General features: G+C 43.2%; 16 protein-coding genes and 1 tRNA gene. 3 read left to right on the top strand and 14 right to left on the bottom strand.

Features of this window, described 5'->3' with window-relative positions; genetic code table 11:
* Positions 1–89: 89 nt before the first annotated feature.
* The 6 genes from purR to rsgA all read right to left on the bottom strand — a co-directional run bounded on the left by purR (position 90) and on the right by rsgA (position 5,369).
* Entirely contained in the window at positions 90–905 is an 816-nt protein-coding gene (purR, locus tag G5B60_RS00265; protein WP_164682066.1) for a pur operon repressor, read from the bottom strand.
* Between the two features lie 96 nt (positions 906–1,001).
* Positions 1,002–1,940 (bottom strand): 3'-5' exoribonuclease YhaM family protein, encoded by a 939-nt coding sequence (locus G5B60_RS00260; protein ID WP_164682065.1) that lies wholly within the window; start codon positions 1,938–1,940, stop codon positions 1,002–1,004.
* Complete coding sequence (gene rmuC, locus G5B60_RS00255) at positions 1,930–3,198, bottom strand: DNA recombination protein RmuC (RefSeq protein ID WP_164682064.1); 1,269 nt, start codon at positions 3,196–3,198, stop codon at positions 1,930–1,932. Before rmuC ends, G5B60_RS00260 begins: the two co-directional genes overlap by 11 nt.
* Before the next feature lies 1 nt (position 3,199).
* Positions 3,200–3,832, bottom strand: a complete 633-nt coding sequence (locus G5B60_RS00250) for a thiamine diphosphokinase (RefSeq protein ID WP_164682063.1) — start codon at positions 3,830–3,832, stop codon at positions 3,200–3,202.
* Entirely contained in the window at positions 3,825–4,487 is a 663-nt protein-coding gene (gene rpe / locus G5B60_RS00245; RefSeq protein ID WP_164682062.1) for a ribulose-phosphate 3-epimerase, read from the bottom strand. Before rpe ends, G5B60_RS00250 begins: the two co-directional genes overlap by 8 nt.
* A gap of 9 nt (positions 4,488–4,496) precedes the next feature.
* Positions 4,497–5,369 (bottom strand): ribosome small subunit-dependent GTPase A, encoded by an 873-nt coding sequence (gene rsgA, locus G5B60_RS00240; protein WP_164682061.1) that lies wholly within the window; start codon positions 5,367–5,369, stop codon positions 4,497–4,499.
* A gap of 161 nt (positions 5,370–5,530) precedes the next feature.
* Between rsgA and G5B60_RS00235 the strand changes: the two genes are divergently transcribed.
* A tRNA-Leu gene (locus G5B60_RS00235) sits at positions 5,531–5,613 on the top strand.
* 25 nt (positions 5,614–5,638) lie between these two features.
* Here the strand turns inward: G5B60_RS00235 and G5B60_RS00230 are convergent.
* The 6 genes from G5B60_RS00230 to ruvB all read right to left on the bottom strand — a co-directional run bounded on the left by G5B60_RS00230 (position 5,639) and on the right by ruvB (position 12,339).
* Positions 5,639–6,931, bottom strand: a complete 1,293-nt coding sequence (locus G5B60_RS00230; RefSeq protein ID WP_164682060.1) for an MATE family efflux transporter — start codon at positions 6,929–6,931, stop codon at positions 5,639–5,641.
* Positions 6,932–6,986: 55 nt separating this feature from the next.
* Complete coding sequence (gene thrC / locus G5B60_RS00225; RefSeq protein WP_164682059.1) at positions 6,987–8,471, bottom strand: threonine synthase; 1,485 nt, start codon at positions 8,469–8,471, stop codon at positions 6,987–6,989.
* A 132-nt stretch (positions 8,472–8,603) separates the two neighbouring features.
* The gene (locus G5B60_RS00220; RefSeq protein ID WP_164682058.1) at positions 8,604–10,385 is read right to left on the bottom strand and encodes an acyltransferase family protein; all 1,782 of its coding nucleotides are present in this window, start codon (positions 10,383–10,385) and stop codon (positions 8,604–8,606) included.
* Complete coding sequence (locus G5B60_RS00215; RefSeq protein ID WP_164682057.1) at positions 10,382–10,795, bottom strand: MORN repeat-containing protein; 414 nt, start codon at positions 10,793–10,795, stop codon at positions 10,382–10,384. The genes G5B60_RS00220 and G5B60_RS00215 overlap by 4 nt, the downstream gene beginning before the upstream one ends.
* Before the next feature lies 1 nt (position 10,796).
* Positions 10,797–11,225, bottom strand: a complete 429-nt coding sequence (locus G5B60_RS00210) for a low molecular weight protein-tyrosine-phosphatase (protein WP_164682056.1) — start codon at positions 11,223–11,225, stop codon at positions 10,797–10,799.
* A gap of 109 nt (positions 11,226–11,334) precedes the next feature.
* On the bottom strand, positions 11,335–12,339 hold the full coding sequence (gene ruvB, locus G5B60_RS00205; protein WP_164682055.1) for a Holliday junction branch migration DNA helicase RuvB: 1,005 nt from the start codon (positions 12,337–12,339) through the stop codon (positions 11,335–11,337).
* A 329-nt stretch (positions 12,340–12,668) separates the two neighbouring features.
* Here ruvB and G5B60_RS00200 point away from each other — a divergent pair, with 329 nt between their 5' ends.
* Together G5B60_RS00200 and G5B60_RS00195 are read left to right on the top strand one after the other, a co-directional pair.
* Positions 12,669–13,574 (top strand): helix-turn-helix domain-containing protein, encoded by a 906-nt coding sequence (locus tag G5B60_RS00200; protein WP_164682054.1) that lies wholly within the window; start codon positions 12,669–12,671, stop codon positions 13,572–13,574.
* Positions 13,575–13,589: 15 nt separating this feature from the next.
* Positions 13,590–14,489 (top strand): helix-turn-helix domain-containing protein, encoded by a 900-nt coding sequence (locus tag G5B60_RS00195; RefSeq protein ID WP_164682053.1) that lies wholly within the window; start codon positions 13,590–13,592, stop codon positions 14,487–14,489.
* Between the two features lie 36 nt (positions 14,490–14,525).
* Here G5B60_RS00195 and G5B60_RS00190 read toward each other — a convergent pair whose 3' ends face one another.
* Positions 14,526–15,335 (bottom strand): metal ABC transporter permease, encoded by an 810-nt coding sequence (locus G5B60_RS00190; protein ID WP_421038578.1) that lies wholly within the window; start codon positions 15,333–15,335, stop codon positions 14,526–14,528.
* Positions 15,335–16,036 carry a metal ABC transporter ATP-binding protein gene (locus tag G5B60_RS00185; protein ID WP_115267983.1) on the bottom strand — a complete coding sequence of 234 codons (702 nt, stop codon included), beginning with the start codon at positions 16,034–16,036 and terminating at the stop codon, positions 15,335–15,337. Before G5B60_RS00185 ends, G5B60_RS00190 begins: the two co-directional genes overlap by 1 nt.
* Positions 16,037–16,038: the final 2 nt, after the last annotated feature.

Raw genomic sequence — 16,038 nt, 5'->3', positions numbered from 1 at the left:
TAGTTTCATATATCCTCCTCGTATTACTTATTCGGAAATGAAAAAGAAAATAGAGGAAAACACATAAAAAAAGCCAACCAAGAGGGTGGCTAATCAAAGACATTTCCAATTTCAACTTGGACTTGGTTATTGGCGACATCGATGTTATCGACTTTGAGCAAAGAGGTGTAAGCGAAGGGGCGCTCACGCTGTTCTTGGGCATTTTCTGCAAAAACAGCGACCCCAGCCAGCTCGCTTTCAAACTCTTTTAGAAGACTAATCATCCCTGAAATCGTTCCGCCACCTTTTAGAAAATCATCCACAATCAAAACACGGCTATTGCGCTGCAAGCTACGTTTTGAGAGGAACATTTTTTCAATGCGGTCACTTGAGCCAGATACGTAATTGACCGACACAGTAGAACCTTCTGTGATTTTCAAATCACGGCGCACAATAACAAAAGGAACGTTTAAAACGTTGGCAACAGCATTTGCTAGAGGTACTCCTTTTGTGGCAACGGTCATGACGGCATCAATTTTTTGGTCTTTAAATTGATTAGCAATAATACGTCCGACATTTTTCAAAATATGAGGTGTGCTCAACAAATCTGACAAATAGATATAACCACCAGGCAAGATACGGTCGCTCTCTGACAAGCGGTCACGCAACTCCTCAATGATGGTCTTTGCCTCATCTAAGTGTATACTAGGGGTAAAAATGACGCCACCACTAGCGCCTGTCAAGGTATCAATAAGCCCAATGCCAGCTTCTTCAAAGGCTTTTTTGATAATGGCAATATCTTCTGAAATAGAAGATTTAGCGGCTTCATATTGGGTGGCAAATGTATTGAGGCTTGTGAGTTGATAAGGGTTGTTAATCAGGTAGTTGGAGATGACAACCATACGTTCGCTACGTCTTAATTTCATTTGATAGTCTCCATTGCTTATCGTTTTTAACTCTATTATATCATATTTTACAAAAAAGGCGAACATTCTGCTAGAAATGTTCGCTTTGATTAGTGTTTAAAGTTTTGGTTTATAGAAACTGCGGTTGTCCATGGCAAAGATACGTGAGGTCATCTCGCCCTTATCGATACGGCTGAGGGCTGTTGACATCATCATCATGTTAGCGTCTAGGTTGTCAATGATATGGATAATCTCTGCCTCCATGATACGAGGGCGAACAGGGCTTCCATACTCAAGCAAGCCGTGATGGCTAAGGACAACATGGCGAAGCACAACGACGTCCTCCTTGTCATCAGCAATGCCAAGCTCTATCAAGGTTTTTGTAATTTCCTCATCAATCAAAGCAATGTGACCAATGAGATTGCCTCGGATGGTGTACTCAGTGCTGTCAGGTCCTGATAACTCAATGACCTTGGCAAGGTCATGCAGCATGATCCCAGCAAAGAGCAAGCTTTTATTGAGCTGAGGATAAATGTCACCAATGCTATCAGCCAGCTGCACCATAGTGGCGGTGTGATAGGCAAGCCCCGACTCAAAGGCATGGTGATTGCTCTTTGCCGCTGGATAATGGTAGAACTCCTTGTCGTATTTGCGGTAAAGGTTTCTCACCACGCGCTGCCAAGTGGCGTTTTCAATGCGAAACATGGTGTGCTCCAGATAATCACGGATTTCTGTGACATTGACAGGGGATTTTTCCTTAAAGGCTGCCGGGTCATTTGGCTCACCGTCTCTCGGCAAGCGAAGAGTGAGCTGGTTGACTTGAGGCATGCCGTTATAAACCTCACGTCTGCCGGTCATGTGAACAACCTTACCAGCGGTAAATTCCTTGACATTGTGGGGTTGGGCATCCCAGAGATTGCCCGAAATCTCGCCACTGTCATCCTGAAAAGTCAATGAAATGTAGTCTTTTCCAGCACGTGTTTTACGCACTTCAGCTCTCTTAATCAGATAGAAACCGTCAAAGAGTTCGTCTTTTTTCATGTCTTTAATCTTCATCTTGTTCCTCTTCTAATGGTGAAATCGCAAGTAAACGCTGGGTATCTTGGTCTTGGTAATTTTCAATGGTGTGAAGCGCCCGTGTGATGGCATTTGTCCGTGTCGTAAGCAGACTATCAATGCTTTTGCTAGCTGTGTTGAGCTGTTTTTGTGCTTTTTGTAGCATAGCGCCAAATTTGCCAAACTCCACCTTGACATTGCCAAGGACTTTGCTGATATCGTCAGCATTTTTCTGGATAGTAAGAGTCTTAAAGCCGACCTGAAGCGAATTGAGCAGAGCCGATAGGGTCGTAGGCCCCGCCACAATGATATTTTCCTCACGGCGAAGCTGGTCAAAGAAAGCAGCGTTGCGCACCACTTCAGCATAGAGCCCTTCTGTCGGCAAAAACAAAATCCCAAAATTGGTCGTTTCTGGCGGATGCAGATATTTCTTTTGAATATCTTTGGCAAAGCGCTTGATACTGGCTAATAGCGCTTTGCGGTGCTGCTCAATCGCCTCCTTGTCGCCTGACTCATAAGCATCCTCTAAGCGATAGTAATCCTCCAGCGGAAACTTAGAGTCGATAGGAAGATAGACATGGTCGTTATGATTGCCAGGGAGCTTAATGGCATACTCCACATGCTCACTAGAGCCCTTAACCGTTGCAAACTCTCGCTCATACTGACTTTCTGTCAGAATGTCCTCGATGATTTGCCCCAGCTGCAACTCACCCATGATACCTCTTGTTTTGGTGTTGGATAGAACTTTATTGAGACTGCCGACGTCTTTTGCGACCGACTTCATCTCACCGAGCCCTTGATTAACGCTTTCTAGTTGTTTTGAGACAGTCTCAAAGGAAGCCTGCAAGCGTGTTTGCAAGGTTTTCTCCAGTTTTTCTTCCACCGTTTGGCGCATTTGCTCAAGTCGCTCTTCATTTGAGACTTGCATGTCCTTGACTGAGCGGTTGAGGTTTTCCGTCATCTGCTGCAAGCGCTGATCGGTGCGGTCACGATTGTCTAGGAGATTTTGGTGCAGGACATCTCGAATGTCAGAAAGCTGCGCATAAATCTCATTTTGCACCTGAGAGAGCTGCTGATTGATGGCTAATATCTGCTCTTTTTGTGCCAAGTCGGTCTGATAAGACAGCTGCTCTGAGAGATTGTCAGCGTAGTCCTCCAGATTTTTTTGGAGCTGGCTTTGCAGCTCTGCTATTTTTTTAAATAATAAGAAAACAGCCACTAAAGTCACAAGAGCGACAAGTAAAAGTAAAAACTGCATGCTACCTCCAATCTCTACTCTCAATCACAATCACATAGCCCTTGTCTAAAGTAACAGTGACCGGCTGGTTGATAAATTCATTGCTGGTGTAGACCTTTTGGATAAAGTAATTGTCCTCAGTGAGCTCATACTTGGCACCTCGAATGTTCAAAATGCCATCCCCCTCCACTAAAAAGGCTAGGTAGCCCCCGTTCTCAGAAGGCGCTATGGTATGCGTGCCAGCAGGGCAATAACGGATGGTGTTGTAAGCATCGCACAATCTTATCTGCTGCATGTAGGCTGTCAAGTCAGGAAGACTGGGCAAAAAGACATTGCTCAAAAAATGATCAATTCGTCCGCCAAAGGCTCCGTAAACGGTAACTTGCGCTTTTGGATAGCGTGAAAAGACCTCTTTGAGGGCGAGTTCGGTATCTGTGTCATCCTTTTCAGCTAGTGCTTGGACAAAAAACTGGGCTTTTGTCTTGATGGTCTCAAGCTCTGCTTGACTCACCGAATCAAAATCACCAATCGCAAGGTGCAAGGGATAATCTTCTTCTAAAAGACGAAGGGCACCTCGATCTACTCCAACATAATAGTCATAGACTTTTGGAATAAAGCTAGGCGCTCCTCCGGCTAAAACAGCTATATTAGTCATTGAGTGCATTACGTAAAGTGGCTACTTGAGCGGTCAAATCGTCTGCCTTAAAGAGATAAGAACCCGCCACAAAGACATTGGCTCCAGCTTCTGCTGCTGCTTTAATCGTCGTGTTGTCAATACCGCCGTCCACTTCAATGTCAAAGTGATAGCCTTTTTCCTTGCGGATTTGTGCTAGCTGCGCCACTTTATCCAACATTTCTGGGATAAAGGCTTGTCCGCCAAAGCCAGGGTTGACGGTCATGATCAAGACTTGATCGACCAAGTTTAAAACAGGTAAAAGCGCCTCAAGAGGTGTACCTGGATTGATAACGACGCTGGCTTTCATGCCTGCAGCTTTGATTTTTTGAAGGGCACCGTGAATGTGCTTAGTTACCTCCACATGAATGGTCATAATATCAGCGCCAGCTTGCGCAAAAGCGTCCACATAACGCTCAGGATTGACCACCATGAGGTGACAATCAAAAACGAGCTTGCTGTGTTTGCGCATGCTTGCAACGACATCTGCACCAAAGCTGATGTTTGGTACAAACTGTCCGTCCATAATGTCAATGTGCACATACTCGGCACCTGTTTCTTCGATACGTTTTAACTCGCTAGCAAAGTTAGCATAATCTGCAGCGAGGATAGAGGGAGCGATTTTGACTGGGTACATAAACTTTTCCTACTTTCTTTTGAGTGTTTTTTTATAGGTTTCACGACGGTTTTCAATTTCACTAAGAAATTGAAGGTAGTTTTCATATCGAGATGGCATAATCTCACCAGCCTCTAGTGCTGACTTGACTGCACAGTCTGGCTCATGCGTATGCGTGCAAGAGCGGAACTTGCAGGCATGGCTAAAATGCCGTATCTCTGGAAAGGCTTCACTTAAATCTTGAGCGGAGTCCACCTCGTAATCGAGCGAAGAAAAACCTGGCGTATCAGCAATCTTACCACCAGCGACATCATAGAGACTAACCGCTCGTGTCGTGTGGCGCCCACGCCCTAGACTCTCTGAAATAGCTGACGTCTCTAGCGCGAGCTCTGGAGCGATTTTATTTAAAAGCGTTGACTTGCCAACACCTGTCTGCCCCATAAAGACCGTCACCTTTTGCGCTAAAAGCGGTAACAACTCCGACAAATCTAAGCAAAATGCATAGCCAATCGCTTGATAGCGCTCTTTTAAAGCAAGCATCTCAGTTCTATCGTCCAATAAATCCATCTTAGAAATATAAATGACAGGCGTGATTTGCTTGTGCTCCAAGAGAACCAAAAAACGATCCAACAAATTCAGATTAAAATCAGGTTCTTTAGCGGACATGATGACAACCGCTTGGTCAATATTAACAATCGGCGGACGCACTAGGCTATTTTTACGCTCATGAATAGCGAGGATATAGCCCTCTGACTGCTCATCAGCACTAAAATCAACCCAGTCCCCCACATAAGGGGTCTTGCCCTTTTGTCTAAAATTCCCACGCGCACGCGTCTGATACACTTGTCCCTGCGACTCTACATAGTAAAAGCCAGCTAGAGACTTTACAATTCTTCCTTGCAAACGAACTCCTTCTTTAGTTTTGTGAATAGTTTTATTATACCATAAAATTCTATAAAAAGGCTTACATGAGAATTGATTTAGAGAACATCTGTCACCTTTCTTAAAAAAATAGAAACTTGGTCTTTTCTTTCCATGAAAAAAGCGTTATAATAAATGTGTTTGCGGGGATGGTGGAACGGCAGACACGCATGCTTCAGGCGCATGTGCCCATTAGGGCGTGAGGGTTCAAATCCCTTTCTCCGCAGTAAGACAAAAAGATGAGATGTTTCTCATCTTTTTTTGTAGACATAGTAGCGCCAAGACAGAATTGCCCAGCGAAAGAGATTGTCTGTGACGGTTGCTAGCCAGACACCAGCAAGCCCTAAATCTAGCAGCACCCCTAAAAAATACCCTAAGAAGATACGAATGCCCCACATACCAATGGTCGTTGCGTAAAAAGGAAATTTAGGTTTTCCTAATCCTTGCCAAAGTGCTGTAAAAATCAATGTCCCAGCAGTCGCAGGACCGCCTAAAAAGGAGGACAACATAACAACACGACTGGCTTCTTGAGCAGTGGGGTCATTGGTGAAAAATGGCAGCAGATAAGGAGATAAAAAGTAGACAGAGCCACCCACGAGAAACATCATGACCACAGAATAGCCATAGGCTTTTTTCAAAATGGTGTGAATGACTTCATAATCCCTCTCACCAAATGCCTGCGCCACCAAAATCAGAACCGCCGTCGCCATTCCCATGCCTGGCATGTAATTAAACTGAGTAATGGTCTCACCGATGGCATTTCCCGCCACCACCTTGACACCAAAACTGACAATAATCGCAACGATAGCCACGTCACCGACTCGCATCATCAAACGCTCACCAGCAATAGGCAGCGCCATGGTAATGAGATTTTTACTAATGGATAAGCGGACGTGCTTTAAAATAGACCAAAAGTCTAGCATGCTTGCTAAGATAAGGACACCAACCAAGCGAGAAAAGACCGTTGATAGGGCAATCCCCACCAAGCCAAAGTCAAAAACAGTGATGGAAAGTGCTGAGAGCACAGCATTTAAGACATTAGTCAAGACGCTGACATACATGGGCAGGCGTGGTCTGCCTTGCGCTCTATGAATGGCACCAAGCGTCGTCAGCAAGCCCAAGCTAAAGATACCGCCACCGACTAAAGCCAGATAAAGCCCACCAAGCTGTGTGACCTCTTGGGTCGTCCCTAGAGCGCTCAAGAACAAGCGCCCACAGAAAATGGACAAGAACCCCAAGACCAGACTCACTAAAAGCGTGAGCACCAAGCTATCTGCCTGCAATTGCAGCTCTTTTTTATGGTCATGCTGACCGAAATACTTAGCAACTAAGCTTGACACAGCTGAGCCAAGGGCGATAAAAATCGCTTGATAAACTGTAATGATGTTATTAGCAACCGAGACTCCCGATATAGCAAGAAGCCCAAGCTGAGCCACCAGATAACTATCTGTTATCCCCATCAAAATCTGCAAGATATTTTCCGCCATAGCTGGAAGCGCTAGGTCGAACAGTTGTTTTCGATAAGTATGAGATTTTTCTATCATGTTTCTATTGTATCATAAAAGGCTGAGCACTTGTCTCAACCTTTTTTGTCGTGGTTTAAAGTCCTAGATAAGCTTCCACTGCTGCCTGCATATCTTGGCTAGCAACGACCTTTGTGTGTCTGATTGGTGCTGTGTCTAGGTTAGCGACAGCCTTTGGAATAGCGACTTTTGATAAGTCGTGTAATTCAGCAACTGCCTTAAAGTCATCTCCGCTGTCTTGATTGCTGACCGCCTTGACTGCCACTCGTGGGAATTTATAAGGGCTAGCTGTAGAGGCGATAACGGTTGGTCTTGTGTCTTGTGTCTGCTCTCTATAGCGTTGGTAGACACTTGACGCCACAGCTGTATGAGGGTCCTCGATGTAGCCGTCCTCCTCATAAACACGCTTAATCTCAGCTTCTGTCTCAGCCTCTGTAGCAAAGCCAGCAGCAAACAGCTCGAAAATCTCAGGCTTAACAACATCAAGCGTGTATTGACCGTCTGTAGCTAGAGCAGTCATCAAAGCCTTGGTCTTTTCTGCATCATTTCCAACAAGGTGGAAAATCAAGCGCTCCAAGTTAGAAGACACAAGGATATCCATAGATGGGCTTGTCGTCACTTTGAACGGACGTTTCTTGTCATAGGTTTTTGTGGTAAAGAAATCCGTTAGGACATTGTTTTCATTAGAAGCGCAGATGAGCTTACCGACAGGCAGACCAATCTGGCTGGCATAGTAAGCAGCAAGGATATTACCAAAATTCCCTGTCGGCACAGTAAAGTTGACCTTGTCACCAGCAGTGATTTGGTTTGTCTTGACTAACTGCGCATAGGCGTAGACATAGTAGACGATTTGTGGTACCAAACGCCCGATATTCATGGAGTTGGCTGAAGAAAACTGTGTCTTTTGAGCCAGCAGACGTTCACGCAAGTCAGCGTCATTAAACATAGCTTTGACATTGGTTTGCGCATCATCAAAATTACCGTCAATAGCGATGACATGGGTATTTTCCCCCTCTTGAGTGGTCATTTGCAGCTCTTGAATCTTGCTGACACCATCTTTAGGATAAAAGACGATAATCTCTGTGCCAGGAACATCCGCAAAACCTGCCATGGCAGCCTTTCCAGTATCGCCAGAAGTCGCTGTCAAGATGACAATCTTATTGTCCACTCCTTGTTTTTTAGCTGATGTGGTTAGAAGATAAGGCAAAATCGACAAAGCCATATCCTTAAAGGCAATCGTTGAGCCGTGGAAAAGCTCCAAATTGTATTGATTGCCAAGCTTGACTAGTGGTGCAATCGCTTTCGTATCAAACTTTTCATCATAAGCATGGCTAATGCAATAATCTAGCTCTTCTTCTGTAAAGTCATCCAAGAAAGCGCCTAAAACCAGCTTTGCCACTTCTTGATAACTTGCATCCTTGAGCTGGTCAAAGTCGAGGTCAACTTTTGGAAATTCTAGCGGCGTAAAAAGACCGCCATCAGTCGCTAATCCTTGCAAAATCGCCTGACTAGCCGTTACTTTATTGTTGGCATCTCGTGTTGATTGGTAGAATAGTGTCATTGTCTGTCCTCACTCGTAAAGATAGTCTATAGCTAGCATTATACCATAAATTTTCTGAAAATTTGAGCATATTTTGCTCTTTTCCCAAAAGAAAAGGAAAACCGTGCTAGGTTTCCTTTAGCATATGATAAATTAAGACTTGGCAGCACCTTTAGCTGCTTTTTGAACAGCCTTTTCAATGGTTTGGACATAGAGCGTTGCGCCCGTCGTATTGGCGTCACTATAGTGAACGCCGTCTGTTCCCGCCCAAATATCGGGATTATCAACGGCTGTTTTGTACCAGTCGGCAACGGTCACATAGCTGTATTTCTTAGCCAGTGTCAGCTCATAGTCACGAACTTCCTTGACACCTGCAATATTCTTGCCATTATAAGGTGTCACAAGCACAAGACGGTGCCCCTTTGGTAGCGCATTGATGAATTTCTGCAGCTCTGCTTGATAATTGCCTAGAGAGTTGACGCCGACAGCAAGGACTACAGTCTGCGATAGGCTATTGTTTTTGATACTATTTTCAAAAATGTCATAAGCCCCTTCAAAGTTTCGGCTGACAGCTGCATCTAGTTGCGCATCTGGCATGTCTTTTGAAAATGCTGCGCTAGATCTCAGAGCGACAGAGTCCCCGATAATGGTGACATCACTCAAAGCATTGGCATCTCCTGCCAGCAAAGTATGCGTGCGATTGAGCGAGCTTTGCGCCTGTGTCAGGGCATTTGCCTGCAACTCTGACTCAAAATTCCCTACCGATGGCGCTGTTGCCATGGTGATAAGCGTGATAGCGCTAAGAGCTGTTACAAGCCCTACAAACCACTTACGGTAAGGAGACAAGTCCACCTCGACAGACAAGATTTTTGGCATTTTTCCTGCGATGTAAGGCTCGATGATATAGAAGGACAGCGTTGCAAAAATCGTTGAAAAGAGAAGCGTCAACAGAACCGCCGCCCAGTTGGCAACCATCTGACTGAAGATAATGTAGAATGGCCAATGGAATAAATATAAACCATAGCTAATATCTGCAATATAGGTAACCAGTGCTGGCTCTGCTACATTTGGTGTCTTTTCATGCAAGACACGCGCCGCATAAATCATAACAGAAGCAAAGACGCTAGCTAGGAAAAAGCCAAAGAGATAGGTCATTTGACCCTCAAAATTCAACACAAAAGTGAGTAACAACAGCCCTAAAAAGCCTATAACTAGCGTGATTAGAGTCCGTCTAAGACTCCATCTGCTGACCGTTTTCTTGAACTGTCCCATCGTTTCTGTGACACCAGACAGTGTCGCAAGAATGGCTCCCAAAAAGAATGGGAAAATATGAGACAGCGTTGAAAAATAAATGCTTGATAAATTACCAACAAAGAAAGAGCGTATAAACATACTCAAGTAACTCACTAGGAAAATCCCTAGCGAAATGAGAAAAATCTGCCCACGCAAGCGCTGTTGACTGCTTGATTTTTTAGCTAAATACCAAACACCAAATCCCCACAGCAAGTAAAAATGCACCTCGATGGCAAGGCTCCACGTATGCACAAATAGATGTGGGATGAACTGCGACTCATAGCTACTGCCTGTCAAAATCTCATAAAAGTTTGTCGTGAAACCAAAAGCCGCTAGAATCTGCTGACCGATTCCCGCTCTAAAGTCACTGCGAACCAGAAAAACAAATGGAATAGTCACCAAAATCATCAAGACCAAGGGTGGCACAATGCGGTAAAACCGCCGTTTGTAAAAGCCTAAAAGGTCAATTTTTTGGTTTCTAGCATATTCATCAATTAACAACGCTGTAATCAAATAACCTGAAAAGGTGAAAAAGACGTCAACGCCGATAAAACCACCTGGGTAGGTATTTTTAAAAAAATGGTAGAGCAAAACGAGCAACAAACCCGTAATCCTTACCAATGAAAACCATTTTATCCTCATTTTTGGTAAATCCCCTGCTTAAATGTTCCCTTATAAACCTTGCCGTTTTTAGCCTTTAGCGTGCCTTGACCGTCTGGCTTTCCATTTTTAAATTCACCAGTATAGGACCAGCCACTTTTTGCTGTAAAAGTGCCTTGACCACTAAACACGCCGTTAGCAAAGTTGCCTTCATAGACATCACCGTTAGGATAAGTGAGTTTTCCTTGCCCATTCATTCTGTGATTGACAATGGTCCCTGTATAGGTAATCTGACCATTGCTACTATTGTAGACCAAAGTGCCTTTTGAGCACCAGCTCACACTAAAAGCTGTCAAACCACAGATGAGAATAAGGAACACAACAAGCAGCTCCCACCTACCACGTGATAGCTTGGGAAACTGCCTTTTTTGTTTTTTTGCTTGTTCTTTCATCTTAGGATCCCAACTTGTTCAACCAATCCAAACACCCAGCCTTAACCAAAGTGTAGGTTTCTTCAAAATCACCAGTGTACCAAGGATCGGGCACACCACCTTCTCTAAAAAGAGCGATCTTGTCATCAAAACGCCCTGCTGACAAATCCAACAAATCACGAACATTTTGCTCATCCATCCCGATGATGATATCAAAGTTTTCCAAGTCCTTTTGTGTAATCATTTGTGAGCGTTTCTTGCTATCATAAGGAATGGCGTATTTATCAAAAATAGCTCGTGTGCCTTTATGGATGGGATTGCCGTGTTCCCAATTGGATGTCGCACGGCTTTCTACTTCTAGTTGGTGTTTTGTATCTAGTTTCTTCATCACAAACTCTGCCATCGGACTGCGGCAGATATTGCCCAGACAAACGAAACAAATCCTCTTCATGTCCATTTTCCTCTACATTTGTTATTCTACTTATTATAACACGTTCATTACATTTCTGCTATGTTTAAGGAAATGCTACAAGAAAAAAGACTAGAAAACTCTAGCCTTTTTATAGATTATCTTGAGAAAGAGGGTAATGCAGGTGCTCATAAGCTTTTGGAGTAGCTACCCTTCCGCTACGTGTACGCATGATAAAGCCTTTTTGAATGAGGTAAGGCTCATACATATCTTCTACCGTCTCACGTTCCTCAGCGATATTGACCGACAAAGTCCCAAGCCCAACAGGACCACCCTGATACATCTCAATCATGGTTCGCAAAATCTTCTGATCGACATAGTCAAGCCCCTCACTATCAACATCTAGCATGGTCAGCGCCTTGTCTGTCATCAGCTCATCAATGATACCATCCCCCATAATCTGAGCATAATCACGCACACGCTTTAACAAACGATTGGCAATACGTGGCGTTCCACGACTACGACGAGCTAGTTCAATCGCTGCCTCGTGCGTAATTTCCATCTCAAAAATGGCAGATGTCCGCTCGACAATATCACACAAATCAGCCACCTCGTAGTACTCCATGTGCCCTGTAATTCCAAAGCGAGCCCGCAAGGGATTTGACAGCATACCAGCTCGTGTCGTTGCCCCTATCAGCGTAAAAGGCGGCAACTCCAAATGGACACTACGGCTAGAGTCACCTGAGCCAATCATAATGTCAATATAGAAATCCTCCATAGCACTATAGAGCACCTCCTCAACTGCCATAGGCATACGGTGGATCTCATCAATGAATAAAACATCCCCTGGCTCAAGGTCATTTAAAATCGCCACCAAATCGCCTGCCTTTTCAATGGCAGGTCCAGAAGTTTGCTTGAGATTGACACCCAGCTCATTTGCGATTACAAAAGCCATGGTGGTTTTCCCAAGACCTGGCGGTCCAAATAACAGCACGTGATCCAGCGACTCATCACGCAACTTCGCTGCCTCTATAAAAATCTTTAACTGCTCCTTGATCTTATCTTGACCAATATATTCTCTTAACAACTGAGGGCGAAGCGTACGCTCAACAAGCTCCTCATCCCCCATCACATCACTATCTAAAAATCTTGTCATATAGTTATTTTACTATTTTCAAATCACTTTGTCAGTTCAAAGGATACTTTTACAATCCCCACCAACCTAAGCCTGTTGCAATAATAGCCATCACCAAGTTAATCATTTGAATTTTTTTCATTTCTCTTCTCCTTGCGTTTGATGAATCTAGTATACTCTATCGCCTTTAAAAAGAACATGACATTTTTGTCATGTTCTTTTTAGGATAAATGTATCTTAACTTCTACAACCTTATTAAAAGGTTTACATATTGACAAATATAACAAAAAATTATATCATAACACTTTATAACAAATTGTTTTATTATGACTCATTGAGGACAACATTGAATGAAAAAGTTAGGAATAAAAGTAAGACAACTTAGAGAAGATCGAGGGCTGACACGAGAGGAATTCTGCGGGGATGAGTCTGAGTTGTCGGTTAGGCAATTAGCACGCATTGAAGGGGGCAATAACAACCCCAATGTGGTGAGTGTCAAGTATATCGCCAATCGTCTTGGCATGACTGTTGGCGAGTTAGTGGATGGTCAAGACCTTAGCTTGTCGGCGGATTACTTAGAGCTAAAACAAAAGCTCCTTCGCATTCCTACTTACGGGGATCAGGCTAGACTCAAAGAACGTGAGCAATGCTTCACCTCTATTTACGAACGCTTTTATGACCAACTTCCTGAGGATGAGCAACTCATTATTGATTGCTTACAGTCCAAACTGGATATTCACTTTAGTGATAATGACAGCTTTGGCTTAGGCATCCTGCAAGATTACTTTGAGCAAACCTTCAAAAAAAGCACCTACACGATCAATGACTTTGTCTTTTTTGACCTATATCTCGTCTGCTTTGCTTACAAGAAAAATCAAGAGCCTTTTTATGAGGAAGAGCAATATGACTTAGTCATGGCAAAACTGCTAAACTCCAACCCACCTCTAGCAGAGGAAAAATTTCAACTAAACAATGTGCTCCTCAACAACATCAAGCTAGCTTTTGGTCTTGAAAAATGGAATATTATTGAAAATATCGTCAGCAAAAGTAATCAGTTGATGACAGAGATTCACGATTTCCAAAAACGTCCTATCCTCAGCCTCATTGAATGGAAGTATCAGCTCTATGCTAAGCAAGATACGACTTCAGCCACACAGTCTTATCAAAATGCTATTTTATTTGCCAAACTCATCGGTGATGATTACCTTGAAAAGCAACTATCCCAAGAATGGCAAAGTGATATTGATAATGTTTAGAGAAAGGAGATTTCCATGAATACATTTGGTCAAAAAGTGCGTGAACTGAGGGAGGAAAAAGGGATCACACGTGAAGAGTTTTGTGATGACGAGTCGGAGCTTTCTGTACGACAGCTAGCCCGCATTGAAAGCGGGAGCAGTATTCCAAACTTAGCCAAGGCTTACTATATCGCTAAAAAACTGAATGTCACATTGGGTGCTATAACGGATAAAGAGAGTTTAGAGATTTCTAAGCGCTACAATGAGCTCAAGTACCTTATCTTACGCATTCCGACTTATTCTGATAAGGAGCGTTTAAAAGAGCGAGAACAGCAATTTGAGGAAATCTTTGAAGACTATTACGATAATTTGCCAGAGGAAGAGCAACTGATTATCGATGGGCTTCAGTCTAAGTTTGAAGTGTACCAAAGTGGCAATATTCATTTTGGAACGGACATGATAGCGGAGTATTTTCATCAAGTTAAAAAGAAAAAGTCTTATACCTTAAATGACCTTGCGATTATTGATTTGTATTTGCTAATAGCTGCCATATCCCAATTTGATGAACAGCATTTTCAAGAAGAAGATTTTAAAATCATTTGTGATACTTTACTTATCCAAGGTGAAGAATTAGCCGTGGAAGATCGTTTTCTCCTTAACAATCTCTTGTTAAATTGTGCCAATATCGCTTTAAATCTAAAGTTGGCTGACAATATCCAACCTATGCTAGAGCTTAGCCATAAAACCATGGTCTTGATTCAAGATTTTCAAAAGATGCCGATTTATAACATGTATCGTTGGAAATACGCCCTTCTTCAAGGTAATCAAACAGAGGCAGTGGATTACTACAATCAAGCCGTGATGTTTTCAAAAATGTTGAATGACAATCATCTCATCCAGCAGTTAGATGATGAGTGGCAAAAAGATAATAACTAAAAATACAAAAAGTGCCCCTAAATCTAGGAGCACTTTTTAACCTGATTTTCGAACAGCACCAAGGATACTGACTAATATAAAGATACCGATAAAGATAATGGTAATCGTCGCACTGGCGGGCGTTTCCCAATAATAAGAAAGAAAAATTCCCGAAACCATACCGATAAAGCCAATAAGCATACCTAACCAGACGACAGACTTAAAGTTTCGCCCAAGACGCATGGCAATACTTGCCGGCAAGACCATGATGGTCGATACAAGCAGGGCTCCTGCAGCTGGAATCGTCAGCGCAATAGCGACACCTGTCACGATATTGAACAAAATAGACATGGTTCTCACAGGCAAACCGTCAACAAAAGCCGTATCCTCATCAAAGGTCAAGACATACATAGGACGTATAAATAAAAGCGTCAACAACAAGACAATAGCAGCAATAATCGCTAAAAAGATAACCTGACTGCTACTAATAGTGATAATAGAACCAAACAGATATTGTTCTAGGCTCATGCTACCAGCCTTTGCTTTACTCATCACAATCAAAGAAATCGCTAGCCCAAAGGACATGATAATAGCTGTCGCAATTTCCATATAGTGCTTATAGACCGTCCGTAGATACTCTAGTAAAACAGCAGCAATGACCACAACGATAATGGTCGACCAAGTCGTTGAAATACCTAACAATAGCCCAAAAGCCACACCTGCTAGAGAGACGTGACTAAGCGTGTCACTCATCAAACTTTGCCGGCGCAAAATCAGAAATATTCCCAAAATAGGTGCAAAGATACTAATGCAAATCACAGCAAGCAAAGCACGTTGCATAAAGGTATAGGATAAAATCTCAAACATCACAAACTCTCCTTCTCATCACTTTCGTGAACATTAAAGCAACGCCAAGGCAGGCTATTATTACGCACAAGGTGAATGTTACGGTCTACAAACTCCTTGACCTCTTCAGGGTCATGTGTAATCATAAGGACCGCCTTACCATGACGGTGAGCGCTGTGATGCATCAACTCATAAAATGTTTTTGTCGTACCGCTATCCATACCCGTTGTCGGCTCATCTAGTACGAAAATATCAGGGTCAGACGCAAACATCCTAGCAATAACAGCCCGCTGCTTTTGCCCGCCTGATAAACTTCCAATACGACGATGACGATAATCCCACATACCAACAGACTCCAAACTGATTTTCACATGTTCTTCATCGTGCTTGTCGAGTCGTCTGAACCATCCATTTCTTGGATAACGCCCCGATTTGACAAACTCATGAACGGTAGAGGGAAAACCAGCATTAAAACTGGCAATCTGCTGCGGAAGGTAAGCTAAACGCAGTTTCTTACCATCCTTATTAACCTCACTAATCGTTACCGAGCCAATCTTAGGTTTCAAAATGCCCAAAGTCGCTTTAATCAGCGTTGATTTTGCAGCACCATTTTCCCCCGTTAAAGTGACAAACTCACCACTATCAACATGGTAATTGATTCCCTCTAAAACAGGCTCATTATCATATTGAAAACTCAGATTTTCCACTGTAATATAGCGCATAC

It is taken from the genome of Streptococcus hyointestinalis, from assembly GCF_011039275.1.
Taxonomy (GTDB): domain Bacteria; phylum Bacillota; class Bacilli; order Lactobacillales; family Streptococcaceae; genus Streptococcus; species Streptococcus hyointestinalis_A.
This window is presented reverse-complemented; position numbering and strand designations above follow the sequence as displayed.

Coding starts and splice junctions, on each gene's coding strand:
- G5B60_RS00260 (WP_164682065.1), bottom strand. CDS start 1,940: ATGAAGATTAAAGACATGAAAAAAGACGAACTCTTTGACGGTTTCTAT.
- G5B60_RS00185 (WP_115267983.1), bottom strand. CDS start 16,036: ATGCGCTATATTACAGTGGAAAATCTGAGTTTTCAATATGATAATGAG.
- G5B60_RS00190 (WP_421038578.1), bottom strand. CDS start 15,335: ATGTTTGAGATTTTATCCTATACCTTTATGCAACGTGCTTTGCTTGCT.
- rpe (WP_164682062.1), bottom strand. CDS start 4,487: ATGTACCCAGTCAAAATCGCTCCCTCTATCCTCGCTGCAGATTATGCT.
- purR (WP_164682066.1), bottom strand. CDS start 905: ATGAAATTAAGACGTAGCGAACGTATGGTTGTCATCTCCAACTACCTG.
- G5B60_RS00250 (WP_164682063.1), bottom strand. CDS start 3,832: ATGACTAATATAGCTGTTTTAGCCGGAGGAGCGCCTAGCTTTATTCCA.
- G5B60_RS00220 (WP_164682058.1), bottom strand. CDS start 10,385: ATGAGGATAAAATGGTTTTCATTGGTAAGGATTACGGGTTTGTTGCTC.
- rmuC (WP_164682064.1), bottom strand. CDS start 3,198: ATGCAGTTTTTACTTTTACTTGTCGCTCTTGTGACTTTAGTGGCTGTT.
- thrC (WP_164682059.1), bottom strand. CDS start 8,471: ATGACACTATTCTACCAATCAACACGAGATGCCAACAATAAAGTAACG.
- ruvB (WP_164682055.1), bottom strand. CDS start 12,339: ATGACAAGATTTTTAGATAGTGATGTGATGGGGGATGAGGAGCTTGTT.
- G5B60_RS00210 (WP_164682056.1), bottom strand. CDS start 11,225: ATGAAGAGGATTTGTTTCGTTTGTCTGGGCAATATCTGCCGCAGTCCG.
- G5B60_RS00215 (WP_164682057.1), bottom strand. CDS start 10,795: ATGAAAGAACAAGCAAAAAAACAAAAAAGGCAGTTTCCCAAGCTATCA.
- G5B60_RS00230 (WP_164682060.1), bottom strand. CDS start 6,931: ATGATAGAAAAATCTCATACTTATCGAAAACAACTGTTCGACCTAGCG.
- G5B60_RS00195 (WP_164682053.1), top strand. CDS start 13,590: ATGAATACATTTGGTCAAAAAGTGCGTGAACTGAGGGAGGAAAAAGGG.
- G5B60_RS00200 (WP_164682054.1), top strand. CDS start 12,669: ATGAAAAAGTTAGGAATAAAAGTAAGACAACTTAGAGAAGATCGAGGG.